General features: G+C 60.6%; 29 protein-coding genes. 13 read left to right on the forward strand and 16 right to left on the reverse strand.

What is annotated here, in order from left to right:
* Positions 1–40 precede the first annotated feature (40 nt).
* The 3 genes from MK6180000_RS02505 to MK6180000_RS02515 are packed head-to-tail and all read right to left on the reverse strand — an operon-like array spanning position 41 to position 2,882.
* Complete coding sequence (locus MK6180000_RS02505; protein WP_138933295.1) at positions 41–1,564, reverse strand: relaxase family protein; 1,524 nt, start codon at positions 1,562–1,564, stop codon at positions 41–43.
* Entirely contained in the window at positions 1,558–1,986 is a 429-nt protein-coding gene (locus MK6180000_RS02510) for a plasmid mobilization protein (protein ID WP_246040402.1), read from the reverse strand. The genes MK6180000_RS02505 and MK6180000_RS02510 overlap by 7 nt, the downstream gene beginning before the upstream one ends.
* Before the next feature lie 41 nt (positions 1,987–2,027).
* Positions 2,028–2,882 (reverse strand): hypothetical protein, encoded by an 855-nt coding sequence (locus tag MK6180000_RS02515; RefSeq protein WP_138933296.1) that lies wholly within the window; start codon positions 2,880–2,882, stop codon positions 2,028–2,030.
* A 339-nt stretch (positions 2,883–3,221) separates the two neighbouring features.
* Between MK6180000_RS02515 and MK6180000_RS02520 the strand changes: the two genes are divergently transcribed.
* On the forward strand, positions 3,222–4,199 hold the full coding sequence (locus MK6180000_RS02520; protein WP_138933297.1) for an ABC transporter ATP-binding protein: 978 nt from the start codon (positions 3,222–3,224) through the stop codon (positions 4,197–4,199).
* A 210-nt stretch (positions 4,200–4,409) separates the two neighbouring features.
* Positions 4,410–4,847, forward strand: a complete 438-nt coding sequence (locus MK6180000_RS02525) for a DUF2061 domain-containing protein (protein WP_212751865.1) — start codon at positions 4,410–4,412, stop codon at positions 4,845–4,847.
* A gap of 284 nt (positions 4,848–5,131) precedes the next feature.
* Here MK6180000_RS02525 and MK6180000_RS02530 read toward each other — a convergent pair whose 3' ends face one another.
* Positions 5,132–6,751: a bifunctional AfsR/SARP family transcriptional regulator/alpha/beta hydrolase gene (locus tag MK6180000_RS02530; RefSeq protein ID WP_138933299.1), complete on the reverse strand. Its 1,620-nt coding sequence runs from the start codon at positions 6,749–6,751 to the stop codon at positions 5,132–5,134.
* A gap of 122 nt (positions 6,752–6,873) precedes the next feature.
* On the opposite strand from MK6180000_RS02530, the gene MK6180000_RS02535 reads away from it, so the two are divergent.
* The 7 genes from MK6180000_RS02535 to MK6180000_RS02565 all read left to right on the forward strand — a co-directional run bounded on the left by MK6180000_RS02535 (position 6,874) and on the right by MK6180000_RS02565 (position 12,326).
* Complete coding sequence (locus MK6180000_RS02535) at positions 6,874–7,818, forward strand: homocysteine S-methyltransferase family protein (protein WP_138933300.1); 945 nt, start codon at positions 6,874–6,876, stop codon at positions 7,816–7,818.
* A gap of 338 nt (positions 7,819–8,156) precedes the next feature.
* Positions 8,157–8,756: an RNA polymerase sigma factor gene (locus tag MK6180000_RS02540; RefSeq protein ID WP_138933301.1), complete on the forward strand. Its 600-nt coding sequence runs from the start codon at positions 8,157–8,159 to the stop codon at positions 8,754–8,756.
* A gap of 108 nt (positions 8,757–8,864) precedes the next feature.
* On the forward strand, positions 8,865–9,116 hold the full coding sequence (locus MK6180000_RS02545; RefSeq protein WP_138933302.1) for a zf-HC2 domain-containing protein: 252 nt from the start codon (positions 8,865–8,867) through the stop codon (positions 9,114–9,116).
* 24 nt (positions 9,117–9,140) lie between these two features.
* Complete coding sequence (locus tag MK6180000_RS02550; protein WP_138933303.1) at positions 9,141–9,359, forward strand: hypothetical protein; 219 nt, start codon at positions 9,141–9,143, stop codon at positions 9,357–9,359.
* A gap of 350 nt (positions 9,360–9,709) precedes the next feature.
* On the forward strand, positions 9,710–10,465 hold the full coding sequence (locus MK6180000_RS02555; protein WP_138933304.1) for an acetoacetate decarboxylase: 756 nt from the start codon (positions 9,710–9,712) through the stop codon (positions 10,463–10,465).
* Positions 10,466–10,467: 2 nt separating this feature from the next.
* Positions 10,468–11,250, forward strand: a complete 783-nt coding sequence (locus MK6180000_RS02560) for a 3-hydroxybutyrate dehydrogenase (RefSeq protein ID WP_138933305.1) — start codon at positions 10,468–10,470, stop codon at positions 11,248–11,250.
* Positions 11,247–12,326 (forward strand): patatin-like phospholipase family protein, encoded by a 1,080-nt coding sequence (locus MK6180000_RS02565; protein ID WP_246040403.1) that lies wholly within the window; start codon positions 11,247–11,249, stop codon positions 12,324–12,326. The genes MK6180000_RS02560 and MK6180000_RS02565 overlap by 4 nt, the downstream gene beginning before the upstream one ends.
* Positions 12,327–12,361: 35 nt before the next feature.
* On the opposite strand, the gene MK6180000_RS02570 is transcribed toward MK6180000_RS02565, so the two are convergent.
* Entirely contained in the window at positions 12,362–13,036 is a 675-nt protein-coding gene (locus MK6180000_RS02570) for a hypothetical protein (RefSeq protein ID WP_138933306.1), read from the reverse strand.
* A gap of 342 nt (positions 13,037–13,378) precedes the next feature.
* On the opposite strand from MK6180000_RS02570, the gene MK6180000_RS02575 reads away from it, so the two are divergent.
* From MK6180000_RS02575 to MK6180000_RS02590, 4 genes are all read left to right on the forward strand, one after another.
* Complete coding sequence (locus MK6180000_RS02575) at positions 13,379–13,729, forward strand: hypothetical protein (protein ID WP_138933307.1); 351 nt, start codon at positions 13,379–13,381, stop codon at positions 13,727–13,729.
* Positions 13,730–13,915: 186 nt separating this feature from the next.
* Positions 13,916–14,458 (forward strand): hypothetical protein, encoded by a 543-nt coding sequence (locus MK6180000_RS02580; protein ID WP_138933308.1) that lies wholly within the window; start codon positions 13,916–13,918, stop codon positions 14,456–14,458.
* Between the two features lie 31 nt (positions 14,459–14,489).
* Positions 14,490–15,479: a YeeE/YedE thiosulfate transporter family protein gene (locus MK6180000_RS02585; RefSeq protein ID WP_138933309.1), complete on the forward strand. Its 990-nt coding sequence runs from the start codon at positions 14,490–14,492 to the stop codon at positions 15,477–15,479.
* A gap of 60 nt (positions 15,480–15,539) precedes the next feature.
* A complete protein-coding gene (locus tag MK6180000_RS02590) occupies positions 15,540–16,361 on the forward strand; it encodes a C40 family peptidase (RefSeq protein WP_138933310.1) in 822 nt (273 codons plus the stop codon).
* A 78-nt stretch (positions 16,362–16,439) separates the two neighbouring features.
* Here the strand turns inward: MK6180000_RS02590 and MK6180000_RS02595 are convergent, their stop codons facing one another.
* The 11 genes from MK6180000_RS02595 to MK6180000_RS02645 form a co-directional block, all read right to left on the reverse strand.
* Positions 16,440–17,090, reverse strand: a complete 651-nt coding sequence (locus MK6180000_RS02595) for an ATP-binding cassette domain-containing protein (RefSeq protein ID WP_138933311.1) — start codon at positions 17,088–17,090, stop codon at positions 16,440–16,442.
* Positions 17,087–18,793, reverse strand: a complete 1,707-nt coding sequence (locus MK6180000_RS02600) for an ABC transporter permease (RefSeq protein ID WP_138933312.1) — start codon at positions 18,791–18,793, stop codon at positions 17,087–17,089. The genes MK6180000_RS02595 and MK6180000_RS02600 overlap by 4 nt, the downstream gene beginning before the upstream one ends.
* A complete protein-coding gene (locus MK6180000_RS02605; RefSeq protein WP_138933313.1) occupies positions 18,790–19,971 on the reverse strand; it encodes an ABC transporter substrate-binding protein in 1,182 nt (393 codons plus the stop codon). The genes MK6180000_RS02600 and MK6180000_RS02605 overlap by 4 nt, the downstream gene beginning before the upstream one ends.
* A 72-nt stretch (positions 19,972–20,043) precedes the next feature.
* Complete coding sequence (locus MK6180000_RS02610; protein WP_138933314.1) at positions 20,044–20,661, reverse strand: CDP-alcohol phosphatidyltransferase family protein; 618 nt, start codon at positions 20,659–20,661, stop codon at positions 20,044–20,046.
* 174 nt (positions 20,662–20,835) lie between these two features.
* A complete protein-coding gene (locus MK6180000_RS02615) occupies positions 20,836–21,438 on the reverse strand; it encodes a TetR/AcrR family transcriptional regulator (RefSeq protein WP_138933315.1) in 603 nt (200 codons plus the stop codon).
* A gap of 273 nt (positions 21,439–21,711) precedes the next feature.
* Positions 21,712–22,347, reverse strand: a complete 636-nt coding sequence (locus MK6180000_RS02620) for a hypothetical protein (protein WP_138933316.1) — start codon at positions 22,345–22,347, stop codon at positions 21,712–21,714.
* Positions 22,348–23,313: a DUF3179 domain-containing protein gene (locus MK6180000_RS02625; protein ID WP_138936307.1), complete on the reverse strand. Its 966-nt coding sequence runs from the start codon at positions 23,311–23,313 to the stop codon at positions 22,348–22,350.
* Positions 23,313–23,783 carry a DoxX family protein gene (locus MK6180000_RS02630; RefSeq protein WP_138933317.1) on the reverse strand — a complete coding sequence of 157 codons (471 nt, stop codon included), beginning with the start codon at positions 23,781–23,783 and terminating at the stop codon, positions 23,313–23,315. Before MK6180000_RS02630 ends, MK6180000_RS02625 begins: the two co-directional genes overlap by 1 nt.
* Complete coding sequence (locus MK6180000_RS02635; RefSeq protein ID WP_138933318.1) at positions 23,780–24,544, reverse strand: HvfC/BufC N-terminal domain-containing protein; 765 nt, start codon at positions 24,542–24,544, stop codon at positions 23,780–23,782. The genes MK6180000_RS02630 and MK6180000_RS02635 overlap by 4 nt, the downstream gene beginning before the upstream one ends.
* Positions 24,528–25,379, reverse strand: coding sequence for an MNIO family bufferin maturase (gene bufB / locus MK6180000_RS02640; protein WP_138933319.1), 852 nt, complete (start codon positions 25,377–25,379; stop codon positions 24,528–24,530). Before bufB ends, MK6180000_RS02635 begins: the two co-directional genes overlap by 17 nt.
* 61 nt (positions 25,380–25,440) lie before the next feature.
* The gene (locus MK6180000_RS02645) at positions 25,441–25,749 is read right to left on the reverse strand and encodes a BufA1 family periplasmic bufferin-type metallophore (protein WP_138933320.1); all 309 of its coding nucleotides are present in this window, start codon (positions 25,747–25,749) and stop codon (positions 25,441–25,443) included.
* Between the last annotated feature and the right edge of the window lie 100 nt (positions 25,750–25,849).

Here is a 25,849-nt window from a genome sequence, read left to right on the forward strand (position 1 = left end):
CAATGGATTAATCCGCAAACATTGAGCAGCTAAACGCAGCTCAATGCGTCATCCCCCGGTCCATCTCAACCTCCCGCGCTTCTAACTCTGTCTCAACCTCTCTTCGGCGGCTTCCACTAATTTCAAGCTGGTCTCGAGTTGCGTGCGCAGCCTCCCGTAGTTCGAGCCCTCGCTCAACAAGCCGTGCAACGCAGCCACGGACGCCGTTTGCGATTGAATGAGCACCGACACGCAGGCGGCCAATCCATCCATCTGGCTTTGCATCCTGGTCGTCGAGCGTTCCTCTAACCCGCTCAATTCCTTTGCTGAGACCTCGCAGGCCGTCACCAACCGCTCGACGCAGGCGAGCAAGTCGCGTTCCAAGGCTGTCAGGGGTGTCGTCATCTAATTCTCCTCGATCTTGATGCAGGTCACTGATCTGCCGCCCAGCGTGCAGGTTCTCAGCCGCGTCTTGGTCGGGTCTAGCACCAGCCAGGTCCCGTCCTCCCTGTCGATCCGCGTCAAGCCCAGCTCCGTCATCTCTGAGCTGGCCAGAATCTGCGTCCAAAACAAGCTCGCTGCCATCATCGAGGCGATCCCAACCAACAGTGTCCCTGTGATCAGCCAGGGCGAGATCGTCAGCCAACTCTTGTTCTGTTGCAGAAAGGTGCGGGTATCGATCTCGATTGTACGCTGCGCGTTGGTCGCAATGCTGTTCAAATCGGTCCTGAAGCTCTCCAATTGCGATACCATCGAGGCGGTGTAGTCCTGTCGGATCGTGTCCAGCTCCGCGTTCAATTTCTCGCTCAGCCGGGTCGGCTTGCCAGTCTTCATGGAATATCTCTCCTTTCAAACGCCAGCGTTCGCCGGTGACGGGGTCTTGGGCTGTTAGGTAGGCCTTGCCCGCCCGCGGGATGTCAAAGCCCGCATCTGTAAGGGCGTCGAGCATGTTGCCACGGTCAGTGATTAGGCCAATGCTGACCTGATCCAGAATCCACGCATGCAGCTCATCACGACCCTGCGCGCGGGTTGGGGTCTCGATGGTGTCGCGGACCTCTTGGGTGCGCTCCAACTCCATCGGATCGGCCCAGCCGTGACGCTGGTTCAATACGTCGCGCAAACTGTCAAAGGCGTTTTGATAACCGGGCGGCGCTATGTTTAGGCTGCGGCCCGAGGTCAGTTCCAAGCGCGGTGTGCAGAAGTGAAGCTCAACGCGGTCTTCGTGGGTATGTCGGACCCAAAGCATGTCATATTGCGTCGGGTCCAGCCCCGCGAAGGCCAGACGCTCGAACCCGTCCATCACCTCGGCCTGCTGTTCCTCGGTCGGGGCGTCAGTGGCGGCAAAGCTGATCACGCCCGCGCGGTAAGTCCACTGGTGGCGGCTGGCATCGATGAGGGCTTCGGTGCGATCGGGGTTGCCGCACAGAACCTCCGGCAAGGGTTCGCGGGTGGCGGTCATGGGCTGGCCGTCTGCATCGCGGATCAGGTCGCGGTTGTCGTCGTAGGCCAGCACCTTGTCCGCGACGAGGTAGCCGACCGGACCTGCGCCCACGCCTTTGCCGTTGCGGAAGAACTTGATCAGCATCGGCGGGCGGCCTCGACGATCTGGGCAAGTTGGCGTTCGATGGTCAGCAGGCGGCGGGCAACGGTCAGCGCGTCAAGGTCAACACGACCCGCCAACATCGCGCGGTTCAGCCAGCGGGCGATCTGGTTGAGGTTGCCGCCGATGCGCCCAACGGCCAGCACCAGCGCCGGATCGACGCGGGGAATGGGCTTGCGACGACGGGCTTCGGTCAGGCCAAGCGCCTCACGCAGCAAGGTCGCGGCGGGCAGACCAGCGGCCTCGGCCTTGGCGCGCAATTGGGCCTTCTCTGCCGCTGTGCACCGAAAGACGAATGTCTCGGTCAGCGGCTCTTTGGTGCGGGCTTTACCCGCGCCGGTGGGGTTCGAAGGGGAGGCGTGCCGCCCCTCGCAAGGTCCCGTGTCAGCAGCGCCAGCGTATGACATGGGTCGCCTTGCTGTTTGCTCTTCTGTTGGTTCGGTTGCGGTCATGATCTGAGGCCTGCGGCTTGGATTTGGGCCTCGGTAACCATCTTCGACGCCAGCAAAGCCGTGACTTGGGTGCCCGTGATATGCTTGCACATCGGGTGGCTGTCGCTAATCCAGCAAGCCAGCCGAGCATGGTGGTCAGCACTTGCAACTTGGGCTTCCTCCCGCTTGGCGCGGATATCATCGATGTACCCTTGCCAACGCCTCGACTGAAACCAGTTGTCGGAAAAGCAAACCTTGGAGCGGGTGAAGCCTGCGCTGTCGGTCGCGTAGGCTTGGACGGCCTGCAGCAAGTCCTCCGGTGCGATCCCGTCTTTCACGGCCTCTTCGATCTGGGCAAGGCAGGCCGCTTTGCCACGTAGCCGGTCGGGCGGATAGGCTGCTAAAATCTTCTCAGCCTCTTCATCCACCGCCGCCTCGCGCTTGCGCGTAGGTGGTTTATGGATGGTTGTAGGATGGTTTGGGGGCCGTGGTGGCCCCGGTACCCCGGCCACAGTGGCCCCCGTACCGGGGCCAGACTGGACGGGGGCCACTGTGGACCCCGTCTCAATCTCGGGCTCAAGTGTTGGTTCGAGCGCCTCCACTTTGGCGAGATCGATGCGGTAAACGACAGTGAAACCGTTCTTGCAGGTGCGTGAGCCGGTCTCGACAAGGATGCCTTCTTTCAGGAACGCGCGCACGGCTCGCTTGACTGTGGTCTCCCCCAGCTCGGTATGCCGCTGAATCGTCCCCTTGGAACACCAGATGCCCGAACCGTCATCGCTCGCCTTGTCAGCCAGAAACATAATGATCTGCTTGCGCGTTGCGCTGCCGAACTTTCGTTCCGCGCATGTGTTTGCCACCCGCCAGCTCATTGGATGGATCCGCGAGGCAGGTTTGACAATTGACCCCTAAGTGATTGGTTTCCTGTGGCGGGTTTGACAGCACTTGCGACAATAACTGATTGATAAGTCTGGATAAGCGCCGGATTGAAAATCCTCGTGTCGGTGGTTCGATCCCGCCCCTGGGCACCACTTTAGAATCTGTTCCTTCCAAGAACCGTAAGGCCTTGAAGGGATAGGTGATTTCTCCTGACCTGCCCCCCGCTGCCCCCACGCGTGGGATCGCTGCCGCGCCGAGCATCCCGGCGGCTATGCGGCAACCAGCCTGCAGCATCGCGCGGCCTGCCACCTGCTGGACGCGGAGGGCCGGACATGACGGCGCTGCTCGAGGTCAAGGATCTGGTTATCCGGTATCCGGCAATGGGCAGGGTGCGCGCCGCGTTGACGGCCCAGGCGCACGAGTTTGACGCGGTGGCGGGTGTGAGTTTTGCCATAGACGCAGGCCAGACGCTCGGATTGGTGGGAGAGAGCGGATCGGGCAAGTCGACTGTCGCGCGCACGCTGATGGGACTCAACGGCGCACATTCCGGCAGCATCCACTTTGACGGTCGCGACATCACGCGTGCCAGCGCGCAGGACTATTCCCGGCTGCGGCGCGAGATAGCGATGATGTGGCAAGATCCCGTCGGCTCACTCTCGCCGCGCCTGACGGTGGGCAGCCTCGTGACCGAACCCTTTCGTATTCATGGCAAGCCGGCCGATAAGGGCGCCGAGGCCAAACGCCTTCTGGAGATGGTCGGCCTGCCGGCAGATTTCGCAGGCCGCTTTCCACATCAACTTTCGGGCGGTCAGGCACGGCGCGTGGGCGTCGCGCGCGCGCTGGCGCTCAATCCGCGCCTTATCATCGCGGATGAGCCGACGGCCGGCCTCGATATGTCGGTGCAGGCCGAGGTGCTGAACCTGCTGGCCGAAATGCAGGACCGGCTGGGCATCGCGATCCTCGTCATCACACACAACCTGAATGTCGTGCGCCATATTACCGACCACATGGCTATTATGTATCTGGGCCGCTTCGTCGAGGTCGGCCCGACCGGGCGCATATTCCGCGCGCCTTGCCATCCCTATACAGAGGCGCTCCTCTCGGCCAACCCCGAGCCTGATCCCGACGCCGCTCGCGCACGCATCACGCTGGAGGGAGAGATGCCCAGCCCCCGTAACCGCCCAGAGGGCTGCGAATTCCATGGCCGCTGTCCACGCGCTCAGGCGCTTTGCAGCCGCGAGGCACCTAAGGTTAAACGGCAGGGGACGACGCATTGCTTTACCTGCCATTTTCCGATCTGCGAGAGCTGACGCTGGCTCTCATCGCCACTCCATATGAGCCTAGGACGCTGTCAGAATGGGTGAGGATTGTGCGTCATCTCAGGAAAGCTCCTTACCGTCAGAGATAGCGCCGTCATCGACACCCGGCAGGATCCGGTCCAGACTGAAGCGATGGAAGACACCCCAGAGACTAAGACACCTCCACCCCAAGTTTCGGCAAAACGCTCCGCAGTTAAGGCTGTGTCCTGGCGTATCGTCGGCACGTTCGACACGTTGGTGCTGTCATGGTTGGTCATTACCTATATCGGCCCGCTGTTCGGACGCGAGGACACTCACGGCGACGCGCTTCAGGCTGCGGCCTACATTGCCGTCACCGAGGTCGCCACCAAGATGGTGCTCTACTTTCTTCACGAACGAGGATGGGCGCGCATTCACTGGGGCGTGTCGACCGAGAAAGGCGGGCACGAGGAAACCGCCTGGCGCAGCACCATAAAGACCGCCATCTGGCGGATAATTGCCTCGCTCGACACGACTTTGCTGGCGTGGATTTTCACTGGCAACGTCGGCACCGCGGTTTCCATTGGCGGCCTTGAGGTCATCACCAAGCTGATCCTCTATTTCTTGCACGAGCGGGTCTGGTCGCGGATTCAGTTTGGCACGGGGAAGGAGCCGGAATGACACAATACCTAACGCCAGACGGTGACGCGCGCCGCCGAGCCGCTAACGTTGGGGACATCTGTATCCGGTTTGAAAAGCTGAGGCCGTGTGGTTCCGGAGACGAATAACGGCTATCATGGGAGAGGCAAAAAATTCGAAAACCGCTTTGGTTTTCAACGGGCTTTGTGGTGCTTTAGATCGGGCCTATTTTGACACGCCAATGCCACTCGGGACAGCAGCATGATAGAGGCAGGTTTCAACTGGCAATACTCTGGCAAACCCGGTGCGGTTCAATCTGGGCAGGCTCAGATCGCATGATTTTGCAAGAAATCTCCGGTTTTCTGTACGCATTCTAGCCACGCAGGTTCATGACCCAAGAGGATGTGGTTCTTGCTTTCGAGTTGCACGAATTCGGCGCCCGGAATGCCGATCGCAAGCTCGCGCCCTTGCCCAAGAGAAATCCGGTGATCGTCGCGCGCGTGAAAAACGAGCGTGGGCGCTTTCACCTTGGCCAGACTTTCGCGCACGTCGATATGGCCGAACGCTTCCTGAAACCGCACGGCATTTTCCGGAGATGTCGTCTGGCGTTGGAATTCGTCGAACCATGCTAAATCCTCTGGTTTTGAATCCGGCATGAAGGTTTGCGAAAATATGTGCCTGTAGGCAGGGTTTGATGTTCCCCAGCCATGACGGGTGAGCGTGAGAACGGCCTCTCGGCGCGTCTGTTCATCTTCGCTAGCGCCAATGCGCCAGCCTGTGGCATACCCGGCGATCAGGACTAGACAGGACACCCGCTCGGGATGGCGCACTGCGTACTCAACCGAAACTGCGCACCCTTGGGACATGCCCAGCAGCGGGAACCGGTCCAGTTCAAGCGCATCAACCACGGTTTCCAAATCACGCACGAATGCCTCAAAGCTGATATCATCCACATCCCAATCTGACAGGCCATTGCCGCGTTCGTCGTAGCGGATTAGTGTCCGGTGATTGGCCCAAGCCGAAAATGTCGGTGCCCAGATCGGACTGTTCCAGTCCAGTTCCAGATGGTTCAGCCAATTTGCCGCCTTAACCAACGGCGGCCCTTCTCCGACCGACGCGTAGGCGATGCGCACTCCGTCGGAGGCCCGGCAAAAGCCAATGGTTTGTTTGCGCATCATGCGGCGGGGTGCGCTTTCTGCGGGGCGTATGTCCGCGGTGTCCATTTTTGGCCGTTCTAGTTTATCAGCCAATAGCGGCCCCGTGAGAGACAGCCCGGCCTCTTTCGCGGTTGCGTAGAAATCTGCTTCCCAATGGCGTGCTTCTTCCAGACGACCCGATTGCGCGAGTGCGTTGACCAGCTCGCGCGCGGGTTCTTCTTCGAGCGGAGTTTCTTCTGTCCAGCGCCGCGCCCATTTCAAGACCTCGGCTTTGGGAAGTTCGGGATGAAGTGCCAGACGTCGTAAGACGTTAAGTTGCAGCAAGCGTATGTCCTCACGCTCCGCGACTAGCCACAGCTGGAAACTGTCTGTGCCAGCCTGCTCCAACCCTTCGAGAAGTGGCCGCTGAAGCTGCGCGGCTATATCGCGTAATTCGGAAGGGGGGATAAAGGGTGGATCGTCGATCAGACGTTCGCGTATTGCACGCAGATCGACGAAGGCATCAATTGGTGCAAAGGCCACCCGCTCACGATCTGCGATGATGCGTTGGGTGCCGTCCTGATCGACGGCCCGGCGCAATTTGCTCAGCGCCCAACGCAGCGACCCGCGCGGATCATCGGGTAAATCCCAGAACATCTCGCACAGGCGCTCGCGGCGGACGGGACGTGCCGTTGCGGCGAGGTAGCCCAGCACTGCGCGCGCCTTACGTGACGCTGGCAGAGCAGCAGCCGTGTCGTTGGTCACGACAGACAATTCCCCTAAAAGGGCGATATGGAGTGAATAACCCATGAAAAACTACATTTTCCTGGAAATACCTCGGCAATTCTACCAAATTACCACGGTTCGCACAACGCTGCCGCACACGCGCGGGCGCCACAAATGTCACCAGTCACTCAGATAGGAGACAGAAGATGACACATGCGAAACGTTTAAATCTGCCCCACCAGACCGATCAGATGTTTCTGACGGATGCAGGGTTCGAGACCTCAATGCTTTTCCACAAGGGTTTTGACATGCCCTACTTTGCGTTCTTTCCAATGCTGCGAACGGATCATGGCCGCGCCGCAATGAAGGATTATTTCGCGCCATTCATGGAAACGGCCCGGCAGAATGACGCCGGATTTGTACTGGACACCAACACCTGGAGGGCGAACCCCGACTGGGCCGGATTGCTGGGCCATGACCGGGATGATCTGGCCGCGATCAACCGTGAGGCCGTCGTCTTTGCTGACGAGCTGCGTAGCGAGTTTGGTGCGGGCATGAACGTGCTCATCAATGGTGTGATCGGACCGCGCGGCGACGGCTATGATCCATCCACGATCATGGGCGCGGACGCGGCCAAGGCCTATCACGGCGTTCAGGTCGGTGTGCTTGCAAACAGCGGGGCCGATATGATTTCGGCGCTGACCATGACCAACACGCCAGAAGCCATCGGCGTCGCGCGGGCTGCAGGAAAAGCGGGCGTGCCTTGCGTGATCAGCTTTACGCTGGAAACGGATGGTCGGTTGCCCACAAGCGAAACGCTGGGCGAGGCAATAGCCGAGGTCGACGCGAATTGCCGGGTCAAACCCGCCTATTACATGATCAACTGCGCCCACCCGGATCACTTCCGCGGCACGCTGGAACAAGGCGGCGCGTGGACCAACCGCATTTTTGGCTTGCGAGCCAATGCTTCGCGGATGAGCCATGCGGAACTCGACAATTGCGAAGAGCTGGATGACGGCGATCCGCAGGAACTTGGCCAGCAATATGCAGAGCTAACGAAACTGTTGCCAAAGCTTAACGTCTTTGGCGGCTGTTGCGGCACGGACCATCGGCACGTGTCGCAGATCTGCCAAGCGGTGCGTGCGGCCTGACCGGTCAATGCGCGCGGAAAACTAACAAAATCAACTCAGAAAGGAGAACTCCATGCTGGCCAGAGTAACGCAGAACTGGCGCATCAGACGCGATCTGCGCTGCGCCACGTCTGCGGTGAACAGTTTTCTAGGGCAATGAGAATTTCGTGCCGATCGCTGCGGATGGTTCAGTGCCCTGCTATTGCACCTATCAGGCAGCGACCGACTGTTAACAACTGCTGGCCTTATCTGGCAAATTCAAGACACAGAATTTCACGATCCCTTGTGCGCAGGTACTGAGCTCTGGACTTTCAGAACGGTTATTCTGCTTACTAAGAAAGCAAGAAAGGGGGAATGAGATGTCGACAGCTCGCGCACATGAAGCGGCACTTGTTCAACTGCTTGCTAGCGGTGACAGAACTGCATTCGAGCAGATCTACAAACGGCACAATACATCATTGGTCCGCGTTGCGACCGGCGTCGTTCGAAGCCGCGCGACAGCCGAAGAGGTGGCCCAAGAAACATGGATTGCGGTCCTGAAGAGCATCTCCGGCTTTGAGGGGCGCTCTTCGCTGGCAAGCTGGATCTTTTCGATTCTGATCAACAAGGCCCGAAGCCGTGCAAAGCGCGAAGGGCGCATCGTTTTGTTTGATGGCGCCGGCGAAGACGACAATCTGGCAGCCGCCTTTGATGGCCGGGGGCGCTGGAAAGACATGCCAGAGCTTTGGGAAACGCTGACGCCCGAGCGTATTCTGGCGGGGCGCAGCGTAATGGAGCATGTAAATGCTGCGATTGAAGCCCTGCCACCGGGCCAGCGGTCAGTGATCATTCTGCGCGCGCAACAGGGGCTGGACGCTGATGAGGTTTGCGCAATCCTTGGCATCAGCGAGGGAAACATGCGGGTTCTGTTGCACCGCGCCCGCTTGGGTGTTCGGGCTACCCTCGACGGGCTGATGTGATGTGAGGCCATTTATGTCGCTAAAACTGAATTATTTTTCGGACACGTGTAACGCGGCAGGGTTCCGTTCGTCCTGTTCATGTGAAGCACGAGAAAAGGATACCGCCAGATGTTGAGCTGCAAGGAAGTTGCGTCCCGCGCCAGCGCCCTGATCGACGGGGAGCTGAGCACGTGGCAAGCCCTTCAGATGCGTCTGCATCTTGCGATGTGTAAAGGATGCGAACGGTTCATCGGTCAAATACGGACGACGCGCGATCTGACCCAGAGCCTGCCCGCAGGCGATGCGCATGATGAGGCCGACGACGGCCACATCAGCGCAATCCTTTCCCAGCTTCACAAAGGGAAGCAAGAGGGCGGCTGAGGCCCCCGGAAAAGGATGCATATCATGAACAAGATCACAGTCGGCGTTGTTGCCGGGCTCATTGCGGTCGCCGTTTTGTCGGCCATGACGCTGGCCATGGGCGTGATGGGCGTAACGCCAGACTTGGATGCCACCGTCATGTTCAGCGCCATGATGGGGGCGTCCGCCGCGACGGGGTGGCTGGGTCATCTTATCATCGGACGGTCATTTGTGGTGGCGGATATACCCTGCTTTTCGGCCTGATCCCGGGCGGAACGGCGGGAGCAACGGCATCATTTGCGAACCGCCGCCCTTTTTGCCTGACCACCATAACGATCCGCCCTTTTTATCCGCCCTAAAGGCGGCCCGCCGGGTCATGTCGCCTGCAATGTGATGCATGACAAACGCCACACCGAACACTGTGAGGAATACCACTAGGGCGAACGTAAATTTGACATCGCTCGGCCGTGAAATTCGACCGGAGGGCGATCTGACTAACGATCATCGCGCGTTCCTTTTGGCGATTGGCAACGATGGTAGGGCGCATCGCAAACGGCCCCGGCAGGCGATGATTAAAACCGAACTGGCCTGACTGGCCCCATGAGGAAACGCACATGACACCGACCGACGTACTGGCTCTGACGGCTATGCCGCCCACTAACCCCAGCTACCCGCGCGGACCCTACCGCTTTGTGGGGCGCGAATACCTGATCATCACCTACGAGTCTGATCCCGAAGCTATCCGTGCCATGGTGCCGGAGCCGTTGATCCCGGATGGGTCCAACCTTGTCCATTACGAATGGATCGCAATGCCCGATAGCACCGGTTTCGGATCATATCAGGAATCCGGCGTGGTGATCCCCTGCCAGTTGCATGGCGAGCCGGTGAATTATACCGCGATGATGTTTCTGAATGACGAACCGCCTATTTCGGCAGGGCGCGAGATCTGGGGTTTTCCCAAACGCTGGGGCGAGCCAAAGCTGGAGGTGCGCACCGACACCCTTACTGGCACGCTGCACTATGGCGGCGAGCGAGTGGCTATGGGGACAATGACATACAAGTATGAGGATCGCTTGGCCGCCGATCCGGCAGAACGTGGCAAGCATCTCATGAAAACTTCCATCAACCTGAAGGTTATGCCCTGCGTGACCGGCGGCGTGCGGATTGCCGAACTGGTCGCCTTCAACCTGACCGACGTAAAGATGCATTTTCACTATTCCGGTCCCGCGCGGCTGCATCTGATCCCGCACATAAACGCGCCGATTGCCGACTTGCCGGTGCGCCGAGTGATCGAGGGGCGCCATTTCAAGGCCGATCTGACACTGCCCTATGGCCGCATTGTTCACGACTATCTTGCACAAGGAAAATGACCATGACCGAACCGAAAACCGCCGTCATCACCGGATCCTCCAGCGGGATCGGCCTGGGCATTGCCCGCGGCCTTGCCGGCGCTGGCATGAATGTCGTGCTGAACGGGATTGAGCCGGAGGCGCAGATCGAGCCGATCCGCGCCGCGATCGAGGCCGAGTTTGGGGTCAAGGCTACTTATGACAGGGCCAACCTCATGGACCCGGCAGGCGTGGTCGAATTGATGACCAGGGCCGAAGAGACCTTTGGCCGGGTCGATGTGCTGGTGAACAATGCAGGTATCCAGTTCGTCTCGCCCGTCGAGGATTTCCCGGATGAGAAATGGCAGGCGATCCTCAACCTGAACCTGTCGGCGGCGTTCTATGCCACCAAGGCGGCCGTACCGGGGATGAAGGCGCGCAAATGGGGGCGGATCATCAATATTGCCTCGACCCACGGGCTGGTCGCCTCGCCGTTCAAATCGGCCTATGTCGCGGCAAAGCACGGGCTGATCGGGTTCACCAAAACCATCGCCTTGGAAACTGCCGAGGACGGTATAACCGTCAATGCGATCTGCCCCGGTTATGTTTTGACACCGCTCGTAGAGGCGCAGATCCCCGACACCGCCAAGGCGCGCGGTATCACCGAAGAAGACGTGAAGCGCGACGTTCTGCTGGCCGCCCAACCGACAAAGAAATTCGTCACGGTCGAGGAGCTAGCCGGATTGGCCGTCTTTCTGTCCACCGACGCGGCCGCCTCGATCACCGGCAGCGCCTTGCCGGTTGACGGCGGCTGGACGGCACAATGATGGGAAAACCTGTGAACCATCCCCGCAAACCGGCCGCTTCGAAGCGCAAGCGGATCAACCTGGCCCTACAAGGCGGCGGTGCCCACGGCGCCTTTACCTGGGGCGTGCTGGATTACCTGCTGGAGGACGGACGGTTGGAAATAGCCGCGATTTCTGGCACGTCCGCCGGGGCGATGAATGCCGTGGCCCTGGCTGATGGATACACGAGGGGCGGGCCCGAGGGCGCGCGCGAAAAGTTGCATAGTTTTTGGCAAACGATGAGCGAGACCGCCAAAGGCAGCCCAGTTAAACGCGCGCCTATCGACGTGATGATGGGGTATTGGAGCCTTGATCGATCCGTGGGCTATCAAATGATGGATGCGCTGACGCGGATGTTCTCGCCCTACCAGCTTAACCCGATGGACATGAATCCGCTGAAAGACGTGCTGGAATCCTGCGTGGATTTCGAGTGCGTGCGACGCTGCGACAGCATCCAACTCTACATTTCGGCCACCAATGTAGAAACCGGAAAGGTTCAGGTGTTCGACAGCCACCGACTGACGGCGGATATGGTTATGGCCTCGGCCTGCCTGCCCAACGTCTTTAAGTCGGTGATGATTGATGGCGTGCCTTATTGGGACGGCGGTTACATCGGAAACCCGGCGCTGTTTCCGTTTCATGCCGGATCTGACACTGGCGATATGGTCGTGGTGCAGATCAACCCGATCGAACGCAAGGGTGTGCCTCGATCCGCGCAGGAGATTCAAAACCGCGTTAACGAGATCAGCTTCAACTCCAGCCTTCTCAAGGAGTTGCGAGCAATCGATTTCGTGGCGCGGCTGATCGAAGAGGGCAAGCTGGACGAGTCTCAGTATCGATTGGAGCGTATCCACATCATCGAGAATGAGACAGCGCTGATGAAGCTGGGGGCGTCGTCAAAGATGAACGCGGAGTGGGCGTTCCTGACACATCTGCGCGATTTGGGGCGCGAAACGGCTGCCTCTTGGCTGGACCAGAACCATGCGGATATCGGCACACGTAGCACTGTCGATCTGCGCCGGATGTTTCAGGGGATAGGGCCGCAGCATCAGGGATGACCGCCGGTCAAGGCAACCGCCGCCTTCGTACTCCGTCATGGGAGTATGTCGATATCGAATACCCAGACTGCCAGCGGCACCGGCATCACAGCCAGCGCAATGGTCAGGGCTACGGCGGCAGGTCTAAAGAGGCGGCTAAGGCCGATGAGAAACATGATGCCACCGCCGCCGCCGATCACCGCATTACCCGGCAGGTTGAGGGCTGCTGCCAGAAACAGATAGCGATATCGGGACATGAAGGGACGCAGCCATTTCGGCGCATTGTCGCGCAGCAGCGTGACCCGTTCCTCGCGGCTAAGCGGGTTGATATGCTCTAGCAAGGCGCAGGCGCGGCGCATGTGCAGATCGGCCAGAATCCGGTGCAGGCGCGCATAAGGTAGCCATTCACCTGCCCCGTAGGCGAACAACAGACCGGCTATTGTCGCAAGATAAAGCCAAGGGGCCATCCATGGCCCTTCGACCGCGAGCAGCATCAAACCAATTTCAACCCCCGGCACGAAGGGGACGGCAATCAGCAGGGCATAGACCAATAGCAACGCCACCAACATGCTGACCTGCGCGCCGGGGTGTAGATCCGCAGTACGTGCAGAGAACCAATCGATCAACAGATGGACGCCATAGGCCAGTATCAGCAACAAGATCAGGCGCAGCATGATCCTGAATACACGCGCAGTCGTGGTGCCTTGCGGCCCGTCGGGAAGCTCATCCATGCGGCGCCCAGACTATTTGGCAACAAGTGGGACATTCAGACACGGCCAATGGAAGTTGCGCTGGGTCGGCAGGGAAGGGGCATAGGGCGGCACGCTTCATGTTGATCTCCCTTTTGCGTAACCAGTGTCTGTCAAGTTTATGAAAGTAAAGATAAAGGCCGCGGCATTCCGGAAATGTGCGCGCGGGTCGCAAAGTTTCTTGATGCCGCGTTATCCTCACGAAAGGGTGTAGCGCCGCAGTGAAACAATCGGCGCCCTCGAAGGTCACCTGAACAGTACCCGAAGTGGGCCGATATGCAGTCAACAAAGCTGTAGGAGCCCTTTAACTCGAAAGGAAACGATGTGACCTATTCAACCAAAACCCCCGCATTCCGCGTCATTGCTCTGGCACTTGTTAGCCCTTTAATAGCAGCGGCCATCCCTGCCAGCGCTATGGACCGAGATCCCACCAACCAAGTCCCCAATTGGATCAGCGAGAGTAGCTTTAGCGCCATGAGTGCCTACGACATTCATGAGATCGACCGCGCGCAAAAGCTTGGCAACGGTGTTATCATAGGAAGGTATACCGTCTCCGAGAGCCGCGATCTTGTTGACGAAGCCTTGAACTCGGACAGTGTTGCGCCTCGGCCGAGCTTCGTTGAACAGCGCCCCTTCCGCGCCCAGACCCAACATCAAGGGGCCGGCAATCGGTAAACGAAGCGCTGTGCTGCTACACCGAACAACCCTTCGCCAACGATACGGCGGGGGGTTGACCGTCTCAAACCGGTAGCAGTTCTTCGCTCTCGCTGCAGGCCGGTCCTCACAACATCGTGTAGCGCCGCAGCGAAACACAAGCGGCCCGCAATGGTCACTAGAAGAGGTCAAACGGGAGGATATCAAATGAAACGATCATTAATAGTTGGCGCGCTGGTGCTATCGCTGGGTGGCACGGCGACCATGGCGCAGGACATGCCATTTGGCTCTGCCGCAGACACGGATTATGCCGGACAGATCTGGGCTTACCTACAGGACAGCAAACTGGCCGGGCCGAACATGATCCGAACCGCGCCCTATGAGGGAACTGACCCGCATGGCATGATGCTTGAGACGTTCTATGCAACTGCCACGATCAACGGCCACGAGGGCGACCTGATCGTAAAACGCAACTTCGGTCCCGTAGGCGTGACCGAGGATGAGGTTCTGCGCGACCCGGATACACATCTGGCTGCTTATACAATCATGTTTCGCCGCGAGGCGGGCTATGACCCCGAAGACGGCGACTGGTTCTGGGCCAAATACCTGCCCGATGGAACGCTCGACCAGATGCCAGACGGCATGCCACTGGCCGGACAAGTGGCCAAGGGCATGGATGAAGGTTGTATCGCCTGCCACCAGGGCGCGGGCGACGACATGGTTTTCACCTCTGACCACCTGGCCAACTAAGCCAGAGTGAGCCAGCCCGCGCCGAGGTCCCATGACATCATACTTGCCCTTGTCCCTGCTCATGGGCGTGATCCTCGGGGTCTCGGCGCATCGGGCCGGGCTATGCGCAGTCAAGGGCGTGGCAGAGGTGATGACCTCAGGCAGCGGCTGGATTCTGTGGTCGTTTCTGAAGGCCTCTTTTTGGGTGTTCGGCCTTGCCGCGATTGCAGGTACGCTGACGGACGGCATTGCAATGCGGCATTGGCCGATGAGCTTAACCGGTGTGCTGGGCGGCCTGATCTTCGGTCTTGGGGCCGGAGCGAACGGGGCGTGTAGTTTTTCGACGCTGGTTCGATTGGGCGATGGGCATGTTGTCATGCTGTTCACGCTGGCGGGCTGGCCCCTTGGGATGGCAGGAGTGCATCTGTTATGGCCCGATTTGCACTCAGCACCCACCTTGGCAGAGGGCGCTCCGGTCTGGTTTCTGGTCGCCATCGGGCCGTGGATGCTGTGGCAGGGCCTGCACATTCTGCGCCGCCTGCACGCCGAGGGATGGGGGCAATTGCGAGCGGCCCAGTGGCCATTGTCGCTGTCGGTCACATTGCTGGCGATGGCAAATTTCGGACTTTTGTCGCTTGGGTCGACGTGGTCTTTCACCTCGACAGTGCTCTGCACTGTGGGGGCGGCCCCCTTGTCCGGTTGCGCCAACGGCACGGTTTTGTGGCTGGTCTCGGGGGCGGCGATCTTTGGAATGGTCGGCTCTGCCGCGTTGCGCGGCTCGTTTCGGTTGCGCCGTATCCGCGCTGCGGCCGCATTGCGCCACGCCATGGCCGGGATCGCGATGGGCGCAGGCGCCGCGCTGATCCCCGGTGGTAATGACGGGCTGATCCTGTTCGCCCTGCCGGCGCTGTCGCCCCATGCGCTACCGAGCTGGGCGGCGATCATCATAGGCGTCGCGCTTGCCCTGACATTGATGCGCGCGACGGGTCGCCCGATTCCCGCCATTTGCTGCGAGGGCGATATTTGCCGCGCCAGTCTGTAACATTTCGCCGCAACGGGTGTCTGCTTAACAAGACTAAGACATGTCAAACGGAGGTGCTGGATGGCCGTCACTCTACGAGATTGCTGCGATTCACTGCTGAGCAGGATCGGGCAGCGTCTGGCCGCCTACCTTAACCGCGCGAGTGTCGGCTATACTCCCTTCACGCCATCCGACTTTGAAACCTTGTGTCGCGCGCTGCGGCCCGGCGACGTTCTTCTGGTCGAGGGGCAGGAGCGAGTTTCGAATGCCATCAAGTACTTGACCCAATCTACATGGTCCCATGCCGCGATGTATGTGGGGGATACCCTGCCAGAAACCCCGGGAGGCGCCGAGTCACACCGGCTGATAGAGGTCAATCTGAGCGAAGGCTGCGTGTCGGCGCCACTGTCGAAATATGCGCGCTTCAACACACGGATCTGCCGCCCCGTCGGCCTGAAATCTGAGGAACGCCGAGCCGTGACGGAGTTCATGGCCGTGCGAGTAGGCCTGAAATACGATCTGCGCAACGTCTTCGATCTTTTGCGCTATTTGTTTCCAACGCCCCCTGTTCCGGTGCGCTGGCGCAGGCGCATGCTGGCCATCGGATCAAGCGATCCGACGCGGGCGATCTGTTCGTCGCTGATCGCGCGGGCGTTTCAGTCCGTCCACTATCCAATCCTGCCCGATGTACGGTTGGTAAAGGCGCGGAAGGGATCAAAATTTGCACGGCGGGAAATCCTGCATATTCGGCATCATTCGCTGTTCGCGCCGCGCGATTTCGACCTGTCGCCGTATTTCCAGATCGTGAAACCGGATCTGGTCACAGGCTTCGACCCTCATCTGTTGGAATGGTCCGCTGAACCTGCGCCTAGTCTGGCGCCGTTGGGCGGATCAGCGACGTAGCGCCTGAGCGGCCAGAGCGCGAAGCATCACGCACAGCGCAGAGTGCCGGTGACAGTAGGCCGACTGCGATTATAGCGTTTATGGCGCCATCAACCCTTTCAGCGCAACGACGAGACCGCCGGCGGCTGCTGCGTCATCGGGATCATGCGTGACCATCAGTGTCGGAACAGCGCGCGATTTCACATGCTTGAAGGTGAAGCTGCGCATTTCTCCCCGCAACCCGGCGTCTAGCTTCGAGAACGGCTCGTCCAGAAGCAGCGCTGCAGGTTCAGCCAGCAGGGTGCGCATCAACGCCGCGCGGGCGCGTTGCCCGCCAGACAGCGTAGCAGGGTCACGCTCGTAAAGTCCCGCCAGCCCGGCCTGATCCAGTGCAGCTTCCACTGCTGCACGCCGTTGCTTGCGGCCGCGCAGGCCAGGGGGCAAGCCGAAAGCCAGATTGTCGCCCACCGACAAATGCGGAAACAGCAGCGCGTCCTGAAACATCAGCCCGATCCGCCGCGCCTCGGCGGGCAAGCCCGTCACGTCGCGCCCGTTCAGACGCACGGCACCCGACATACGAAACCCATGCGCCAGATGTCCGCCAATGGCGTCCAGCAACGTCGATTTCCCAACCCCAGATGGACCCATCACCGTGACCAGGCCGCCCGCCGGGACATGCAGCGTCAGCGGCTGAAAAAGCGCTGTGCCATGGGCCGACCGGATGGAGAGTGCGTCAAGATCAAGGCTCATGCGGCGGTGGCTCCTGACAGGGCGCGACGGTTGCGGTGGACTATCGCGGGGATCATGAATGCGGCAAGATAGGCCGCAAAGGGCAGCCCGGCCTGCAGGGTCGCATAGACCCCCGTTACCCGGCGGTCGGACCCGGACGACAGGGTAACCGCCTCGGTGGTAAGCGTCGCGACGCGGCCCGCGCCCATGAACAGGGTCGGCAGGTATTGTGCCACGGACACTGCTACGCCGATGGCGGCGGCGGTCAGGATTGGGCGGATCAGCACCGGCAGCTTGACCGCCCACAACCTGCGCTCCGGCCCGGCCCCGAGTGCGGCGGCGGCACGGATCATGCGCGGATCCAGTGCGCGCCAGGGGTCCGACAGCGCAATCATCACATAAGGAAAGATAAACAACGCCTGCGCCCAGATCACGGCCCAGATCCCACCCGAAAGGCCAAGCTGCAAGAAACCCACATTCAGACCAAAAAGAAATCCGATCTGCGGGATCAGCAATGGCAGATAGATCAGCGCTTCGGCCCAGGGTGCGCGGGTGCGGTGGGCGCGATCCTCACCCTCGAGCCACGCAATCGCCAGTGCAAGTGACAAGCCTACCGTCGCCCCGGCCAACAGCAGCGTATTGGACAATGCCCGAATCCAACCGTCTTGCGCGCTCGTCCAAGGTTTCAGCGACCAACTCTCTGGCAGGATCTGCGGAAAAGACCACCGCCAAGCCAGCGACCAGACGACAAGCGATACCATCGCCAGCGCCCCGAGCGCCATCAGCGCCGTCACCCCTGCGCTGGCTGCCCATAGTCCGGGTTCTGCCCGCAGTCCGCGACCGCCGCGCCTGAGCCACCAGCGACCCAGCCTCTTGCCCAAAGCCTCGGCAACTATCAGCAGAACCACCGCAAGACCCACGATCACCGCTTGCAGAATAGCCCCTGCCGATGCGGGCAGGATCATCGCGGGGTTGGGGTCGGTGAACCAGCGTGTCACCGCCACCGCCAGCGTAGGCGGGTTCGACGGCCCAAGGATGATCGCCATGTCCACAACCGACAGCGCATAGGCAAGCACCACCCAGACCGGCAGCCGGATCAGAGGCCAGACCTGCGGCATGATAATCTTGATCCACACGACCCCGCGGCCATAGCCAAGTGCGCGCCCTGCCGCGACGTGGCGGGCTACGGGGATCTGACTGAGCGCTGACAGGATCACCAGCAAAAGGAATGGCACCTCCTTGACCATCAACCCGACCATCAGGGCAAGGCCCCAGCCGTCATTCACGGTGGCGATGTCCGGCGGGCGCTCCCACCCGGCAAAGGGGGCCATCATCCGTGCGATCCAGCCCGACGGGGCAAGGACAAAGGCAAGCCCCACGGCCATTGCCGCATGGGGAATGGCCAGAAACGGAGTCAGCATCCGCGCGCCCACCGACGGGTTCATTCGGGCATGAACGGCAGCGCAAAATCCTGTCGCCAGCATCAGTGACAGCAGGGTGGACCCAAAACCGGTGACCAGCGTCAGGCGCAGACTTGTTGCAACGCCCGGCAGGTCCGCCAGTTCGTGCCACGGGGCCAGCGATACCATGTCCCTCCCCAGAGCGGGCAAGATGCCAAAGGCAGCGCGCCCGGTTTGCCACAGGCCAACGGCAATTGGGGCGATCAGTCCAAGCCCGACCACCCCCAGAACGACGGCACGCAAAAGGCGGCCGTCATGCCTCATTTTGTGTAGCGCCGCGCCCACTCCGCGGTCAGCCGGGTCATCCAGCTTGCGTGGGGCTCCAGCAGCGTCGGACCAAGTTCGGCGACGGTCGGCAGCGAAGGAGCAGTCGGCAGGGCGGCGAATGCGGCCTTGGCGGCATCATCCAGCAATGACGGGTCCAGCACCGAGAACGACCCCAGCACCTCGATATTTTGCATATGGGCCTGCGCCGCAGGGTCCAGCAGGAAATTCGCCACGACCTCTGCCCCTTCGGCATTGGCCGCGTTGTAGGGAATCGCGACAAAGCTGATGTTGCCGATGCTGCCGTTTTCGGGCACGAACACCCGCGCGCTATCGGGTAGCAGGCCGTCCGCAATCGCGGCGGCGGTCGAGGCCGGATCGAAGGACATCCCAATATCCACTTCGCCATCATTCAGCAGTTGCTGCTGCACCGACTGGTTTTCAGGATAGGTTTCGCCGCCGCGCCACAGGTTCGGGCGCAGCGCGTCGTACCAGTCCCAGAACGGGGCGGTTGCCGCAGCGAAACCCGCGTCCGTGACGGGCTGCTGCAGAACGCTCGCGTCCGGCGCAAGTTCGATCAGCGCCTGCTTTAGAAAGGTTGACCCCATGAAGTTCGACGGATCGGGATGGGTAAATCGCCCCGGATTGACTGCCACCCACGCGCCAAGATCTGCCATGCTGCGCGGCGGTTCGGCCACGCGGGCGGAATCGTAAGTAAAGACAAATTTGGCCAGTCGCCACGGGCTCTCTAAGCCTTCTACCGGCACGGTGAAATCGATGGACGCGGGCGAGGTCGGTCCAAGATTCAGGTATCGCGCATTGGGCAGATCGCCGACAAATGGCCCGTGCAGCAGGCCCTGTTCCTTCATCGCCAAAAAGTTCGGCCCGTTAATCCAGATCAGATCCACGCTGCCGCCTGTGTCCTGACCGGCAGTCCTCTCGGAAATCACGCGCGTCACGGCTTCTGCGGTATCGGTCAGTTTCACTTGCTGGACGCTCACGTCATAGAGCGTCTCGGTCTGTTCGCTCACCCAGGCAATGAAGGCGTTCGTGCGCGCGTCGCCTCCCCAAGCGTTCCAATAGACGGTCTGGCCACGCGCGGCGTCCAGAGTCTGCTGCCAATCGGCCAAGGACGGAGTTGCGAGCAATGACAGGGCAAGGACGAGGGGGAATTTCATGCAGTCTCCGGTGTCTGGCGGATAATCCTAGGATAAGGACAGCCGCGCCGATGTTTTGTTACAGTCTGTTAATCAGGGTTTCTGGGGTGAAAATGCCAGCCAGCCCTGACGCCAGCGCAGGATGGTGGTCAAAGCGCAGGCGGCGGCATACCCGTAGGCCAGCACGGGAAAACTTTTCGGAAACAGACACATTGCTGCAAAAATCGCTATGGTCTCGAAGCCTTCGGTCAGTCCGCCTAGGTAGTAAATGCCCTTGGTCGGATAGGATGCAGCACGCTCCCCACGCTTGGCCGCAATCGAGGCGAACGCCAGAAATGACGATCCGGTTCCGACGAATGTCGCAATCAGCACGGCTGCCGCCAGGGCATTTTTGTCCGGGCTCGCAAAGGCAAAACCCAGCGGAAAAAGCGCGTAGAACACAAAATCGAGTGCGATGTCCAGAAACGCGCCGCGATCAGTGGGACGCGACATCCGCGCCACAGTGCCGTCCAATCCGTCGGCGAGGCGGTTCACCACCAGAAACGCCAGCGCCAGACCATAGGCGCCAATAGCAAGTGCCGGGACCGTCAGCACGCCCACCGCAAAGCCAACAAGCGTAATATGGTCGGCGTGGATGCCCCGCGCAGCCAGCCAGCGGGCGGGCGGCGTCAGCACACGCCGCTGTATGGGCAGAAGGGCCGCGTCAATCATCCCCGTCTCCAGTCATGGAACCGCTGCTTTGTGAAATTTGGCTGGCGATTACGTGCCGCGGACACTGCATTCGAATGTTGCGTTTCACTGGTAGCAGTTCCTTTTCTTGGCGATGTCTGCGGTGTTGACAAATGAAACCCGGAACTATTACAGCTGTTCCTGCATCTGCAGGCGTCATTCCCTAACTGGGTGAAGAAACGCGCGCGCGGCGGCACGACCGACTGCGCGAAGTTCGGTGGCAGACTTGCCAGAACGTGCCCGCAATGTCAGCCCGCGCGCTACCGAGGCCAAAACCACTGCCATAACCTCGGCTGGCGCCTCCAGCCTGTAGGTGGACTGGCGCAGCCGGTCCGACAGGCGCGCTTCGAGGGCCGCAAACCGTCGGTCCAGTTCCGCCTTGAATAGCGGGTTGGTCCCGGCCGCATCTGACAGAACGCTGGAAATAAGGCAGCCGAGCGTTGATGGATCGCTCGTCGCAAGGGTGACGACATGGTCGAAGAATGCTTCTAGGTCATCTTCAAGCACGCCGATTGAGCCAAGGCTCTGCGCCAGCGGTTCGAGGTGTGTCTTTGCGTAATGATCTATTGCCGCCAAAAACAGACGCTCTTTGTCACCAAAGAGTTGGTAGAGGCTAGCGCGGGGCATGTTCATGGCGCGGCACAGCGCGTCGACCGACGCACCTTCATAGCCCTTGGCCCAGAACACGGATGTCGCGGCCTCGAGGGCCTCGGTGGCGTCAAAGCCACGCGGTCTTCCACGCAGACGTTGCTCGGGCATAGCGTCCCTTATTTCTGAACTGATTATTCTGGAAATAGGTAGTGCTTCGCGCGAAGTCAATTTGCAGAATGGTTAGTCTATATATTTGAACGGCGAAACGGCAGGTTTTGACGCCAGCGGAGCAGGAGGTGGTCTTCCTTGTTATCAGCCGCTTCCACGATTGCACCCCTTGCATTCGATGCTGGCCGATTAGGTGTCGGGTGTGCCTGCCGATGATAGCGACCAGCGAATTCTGGGCATCATTCTGGCCAACACCTGCAAGGCCTTCTCTAACTACGTCAACCATCTGGCCGGAACGCCAGTCAACGACCGGTTTGCGCGCCTGCGGCGACGAGCGCGAAGCGCGGCGTCAATCGACAGCCAACCACCGCCAAGCGCTGCTGGAACCGTCAGCAGCATGATCCACAAGAGGCGCAGATCAAGGATCTGGTCATATGGGCTGGCATCAAACAGGCCGCCCACTGCTTCAGGCGGCGCGCCATGGCCGAAAACATCGATGGCCGAGGTGATGATGATCAGACCGATCAGCCCCAAGGCCGCAAACCGGGTGGCAAGCCCGACCACCAGCAGCACCGGCAACAGCGCCTCGGCCATAACCAACCCATGAACGGCTATCCAAACGGCAAATGACAGCATCGCGGGAGCGCCGCCAGCCACCCCAAGCTGAACTGGCGCCAGGCTATAGAACGCGCCCAGCGACAAAAAGGTGCCTGCCACATCCGCTCCGATGGACAGATCGCTTCCGCCGATCTTGCTGGCGGCTGAAATCAGGAAATACGGGCCAAGGACCGCCAGAAACACCAGCCGTGCCTGAAACCCAAGCGCGGACAGGACCCACGGTCGCGCGGTTGGCCTGACGGCAGACATCTCAGGACGTCGCCGCGCGAGATATCCGAAGATATTGTTCATTCACTTATCCAGCATCCACTGCCCATTCGGAAAGAACGCATGGAACGCGAACGCAAAGGGAATGTCGTGCGCGACGTCCCGTCCGTTGGCGTCCTCCACGCGGACGTTGCCTACCTCGCGCCCCGCGCCGATGTCGCGGCTATCTAGCGCAGAGGCTTGGCCCTCCGTCCATGTGATCGTCACCCCCGCCTCGGTCACGCGTCCGGCGCGGCGGAGCCGGTCCAGCGGCCAGGCGCGATTACCGACGCGCAGTACGCGGGCCAGTGGATCAACGCCATGCGGCGGGTTTTCACCGCTGTAGAGGAATGGACTGATTGAACTGTCATAGCTGACATAGGGGTTCTGCCCGTAGTTGCGGCGCCAGTCAGGCTCCTTCATCACCAACCCATCGGGATGGTCGGTACGATACGCGTCCCAGCTCTCCATCCAACTGACCAACTGGGTCAACTCGGCGCCTGCTTGGCTTCCGACGATGCCTTGCCCAACGGCCTGCTGCCACCAGCTTTGGCTTTCGCGGTCATACATCACCATGTCGGAATTGCGCAACAGCCCCGAGACGCCGAAGGTCAGAACCTGCCCGGCAACAAGGCGGTCAAAGATCATGCCGGAGTTGCATAAGGGGCAGAAAGTGACGGCGATAGGGCGGCCCGCGACGGTGTCATTCACAATCTCGTGCCACATCAGATAGCGGATCGGATAGGCGCGGGCTACTTGCCCCTCGGGCGCGTAGGTCAGGACGGGTTCGCGCGGATCGAGCCGGGTTTCCTTCGCCGCAGCGATGAAGCCGGGGCCCGAAAGCGCCGGGATTCCGTCCTTTGGCGGTCCGCCCGATTTGACTTCGTCCAAGTCGATCAGGCTGCGGGTGAAATCCGTCTGCGGCCATTCTGCGGCAAAACGACTGGCATCTGCCGTGGCTTGCTCCGCAAATAGGGTCAAGGCAATCACCCCGATGGCAAGGGCGCGCATCATGTGACCTGCTCCAGATTGAGCGCCCGGCGCGCCCTCGGCCCGTCCAGCCTGAACAATCTGTCCAGTGACAACCGCCCCGGCCCCAGGACAATCACAGCAAGGAAGGCAGCAGCCCAGAGACCATGCGTCACCCAGGCATCTGGATAGACGAATATCTCGATCACCGCCGTCATCCCAAGAAGCCCGAGGGCCGCGAAACGGGTAAAGAGACCTAGGATCAGCAGGATCGGCAGAACATGTTCGGCGGTTGTCCCCAGAACGGCTGCCAGATCTGACGGGATAATCGGCAGCGCGTATTCATGCTCGAACAAAAACCAGGTCGAGTCCTTGATGCTGAACAGGCCTTCCACCTTGGTGCGGCCCGATTGGAAGAACACCATCGCGGGAAAAATGCGCAAGGCCAGCGTCACAATGTCATGCGGGATCTGGTCGAATAGGCTGTTCAGATGGCGAATGAAGGCGGTCATGGTGTCTCCTTTGGCAAGGTGATGGCGCCCGCCTGCATCAGGCGGACCAGAATGGGTTGCGGGTCGTGGCCCGCGTCGGCAAAGGCCGCGAGTTTGGCCGCGATCAGCAGGGTTTGGCCGTCCTGCAAGGCGTTAATCAGTGTCGCATCGCCGGCCCCGATTGCCATGACCGGCACCTGATACCCCGTGTCGCGCAGGATCAGGGCGATCTCTTCCCCCGCCAGCGTCGGGCATTGTCCGTTGGCGCCGGGTTGGTTCGCGGTCCAGATGCTGACGGCAGGATGCGACAGGCGTAGGACCTGAACTGACGGGTGCAGACCAAACTGTGCGTTTTCGGGGTCTGACGCGCCTACAATCAGGAGGTCGCGCGCGATGGGGTCAGCGTCGGCGGCGTGGTAAGCGCGGCCGCGTGCCACCTCGATCCGCGCCACATCGGCCATATAGGGGTAGTCGGCCAATGGCGGGAATTCAGCCAGAAAGCCCGGAAACGTGTCGCCCCATTCCAGCAGAACCGGCGATTTCGGACGATGGGCGTCCTGATAGACCCGGCCCATAGCGCGAAAGAATTCGTCGCCGACAAGCCGCTCAATCACCGGGAACCGTTTTGCCAGCGCGCCGCCCAGACCGGTAGCGACGTTGTTTCGATAGACCGCAAAGCGGCGCGCGGCTTCGTCCGGCATCCGGGCCGTCAAACCGGGCGGCAGGCCGCCATCAATCAAACCGGTCGCGAAGGCCGAAACGAGGTCAGGATACGCGTTCACGGCTCACCTCCTTCATCTGGTCTAACACGGCTTGCGCGCGCGTCGCCTCGGCCATCAGGACCGACCATTCTGGCACGTCATTGTCCCACTCGATCAGCGTGGGCATCGGCCCGGTACGGTCCAGAACGGCACCATAAAGCGCCCAGACGGGACCCGCGACCGGACTGCCATGCGCGTCGATCAGCAGCGGGCCGGACGGCAGCTCTTCCTCGCTATGCCCGCCAAGGTGGATTTCGCCCACCGCCTCCAGCGGAAAGGCTGCCAGATAGGCCAGCGGGTCGGTGCGGTGGTTGGTGGCCGAAACAAAGACGTTGTTCACATCCAGCAGAAGGCCACAGCCGGTGCGCTGCACCACCTCGGCCAGAAACTCGGTCTCGGGGATCGTCGATTGCTCAAACAACACATAGGTTGACGGATTTTCCAGCAGCATCCGCTGCCCCAGTTCCTCTTGCACCTGCGCAATATGGCGGCAGACCTGCGCCAGCGTTTCCTCGGTGTAGGGCAGCGGCAGAAGGTCGTTTAGGTAATCGCCGCCGTGGCTGGACCAAGCCAGATGTTCGGAAAAGCTGTCGGGCTGGTATCGGTCGCACAACACCTTAAGGCGCGCCAGATGATTGGTATTTAGGGCATCCGCGCCGCCGATGGACAGGCCGACCCCATGCAGTGACAGGGCGTAATCGACGCGCAATTGGCCAAGCTGAGCATGCGGCAGGCCGCCTGCACCCATGTAGTTTTCTGCGTGGACCTCGAAAAAGCCCAATGCAGGCGCAGTGGCGCGGATCGCCTCGAAATGCTCGGGCTTGAAACTGAGACCGGCATCAGGTGGTAGGGGCATATCACGATCCTCCGAAAAAGGGATCCGGGCGGAGGAAGGTGATCCCCCGCCCAAATTTTTGTTATGCAGGAACGTCGCGATCCAATGCTTCGAGCGCACCGGCGCGCGCGGTACCATCGGCGGCTGCAGGCAGTTCGATCGTGTTGCAGGTGCCTGCCGGAACCATTTTCCACGCGTTTCCCTGATAGTCGACTTTCGACGTGCCAGCGCAGGTCGTGCCCACCCCGGCCGCGCAATCGTTCTGGCCGGCCATCGCCACGCCAAAGCACTTTTCCATGCCTTCCTGAGCATGCGCGGGCGTCATTGCCATTGTCGAAAGCGCGCAGGCCAGCGTTGCACCAAGTGTGAGGGTCGGTGTCATCAGTGTCATGTCATACTCCATTTCAGATCAAGATCCCGTTTGTCGGGTCCGTAGCTGTTAGAGCGGTCGTGCGGCGCTATTGTTACGCTGTTCACGAAAGGGTGTACTG

Origin of the sequence: Roseovarius arcticus (assembly GCF_006125015.1) — a bacterium.
Lineage (GTDB): Bacteria > Pseudomonadota > Alphaproteobacteria > Rhodobacterales > Rhodobacteraceae > Roseovarius > Roseovarius arcticus.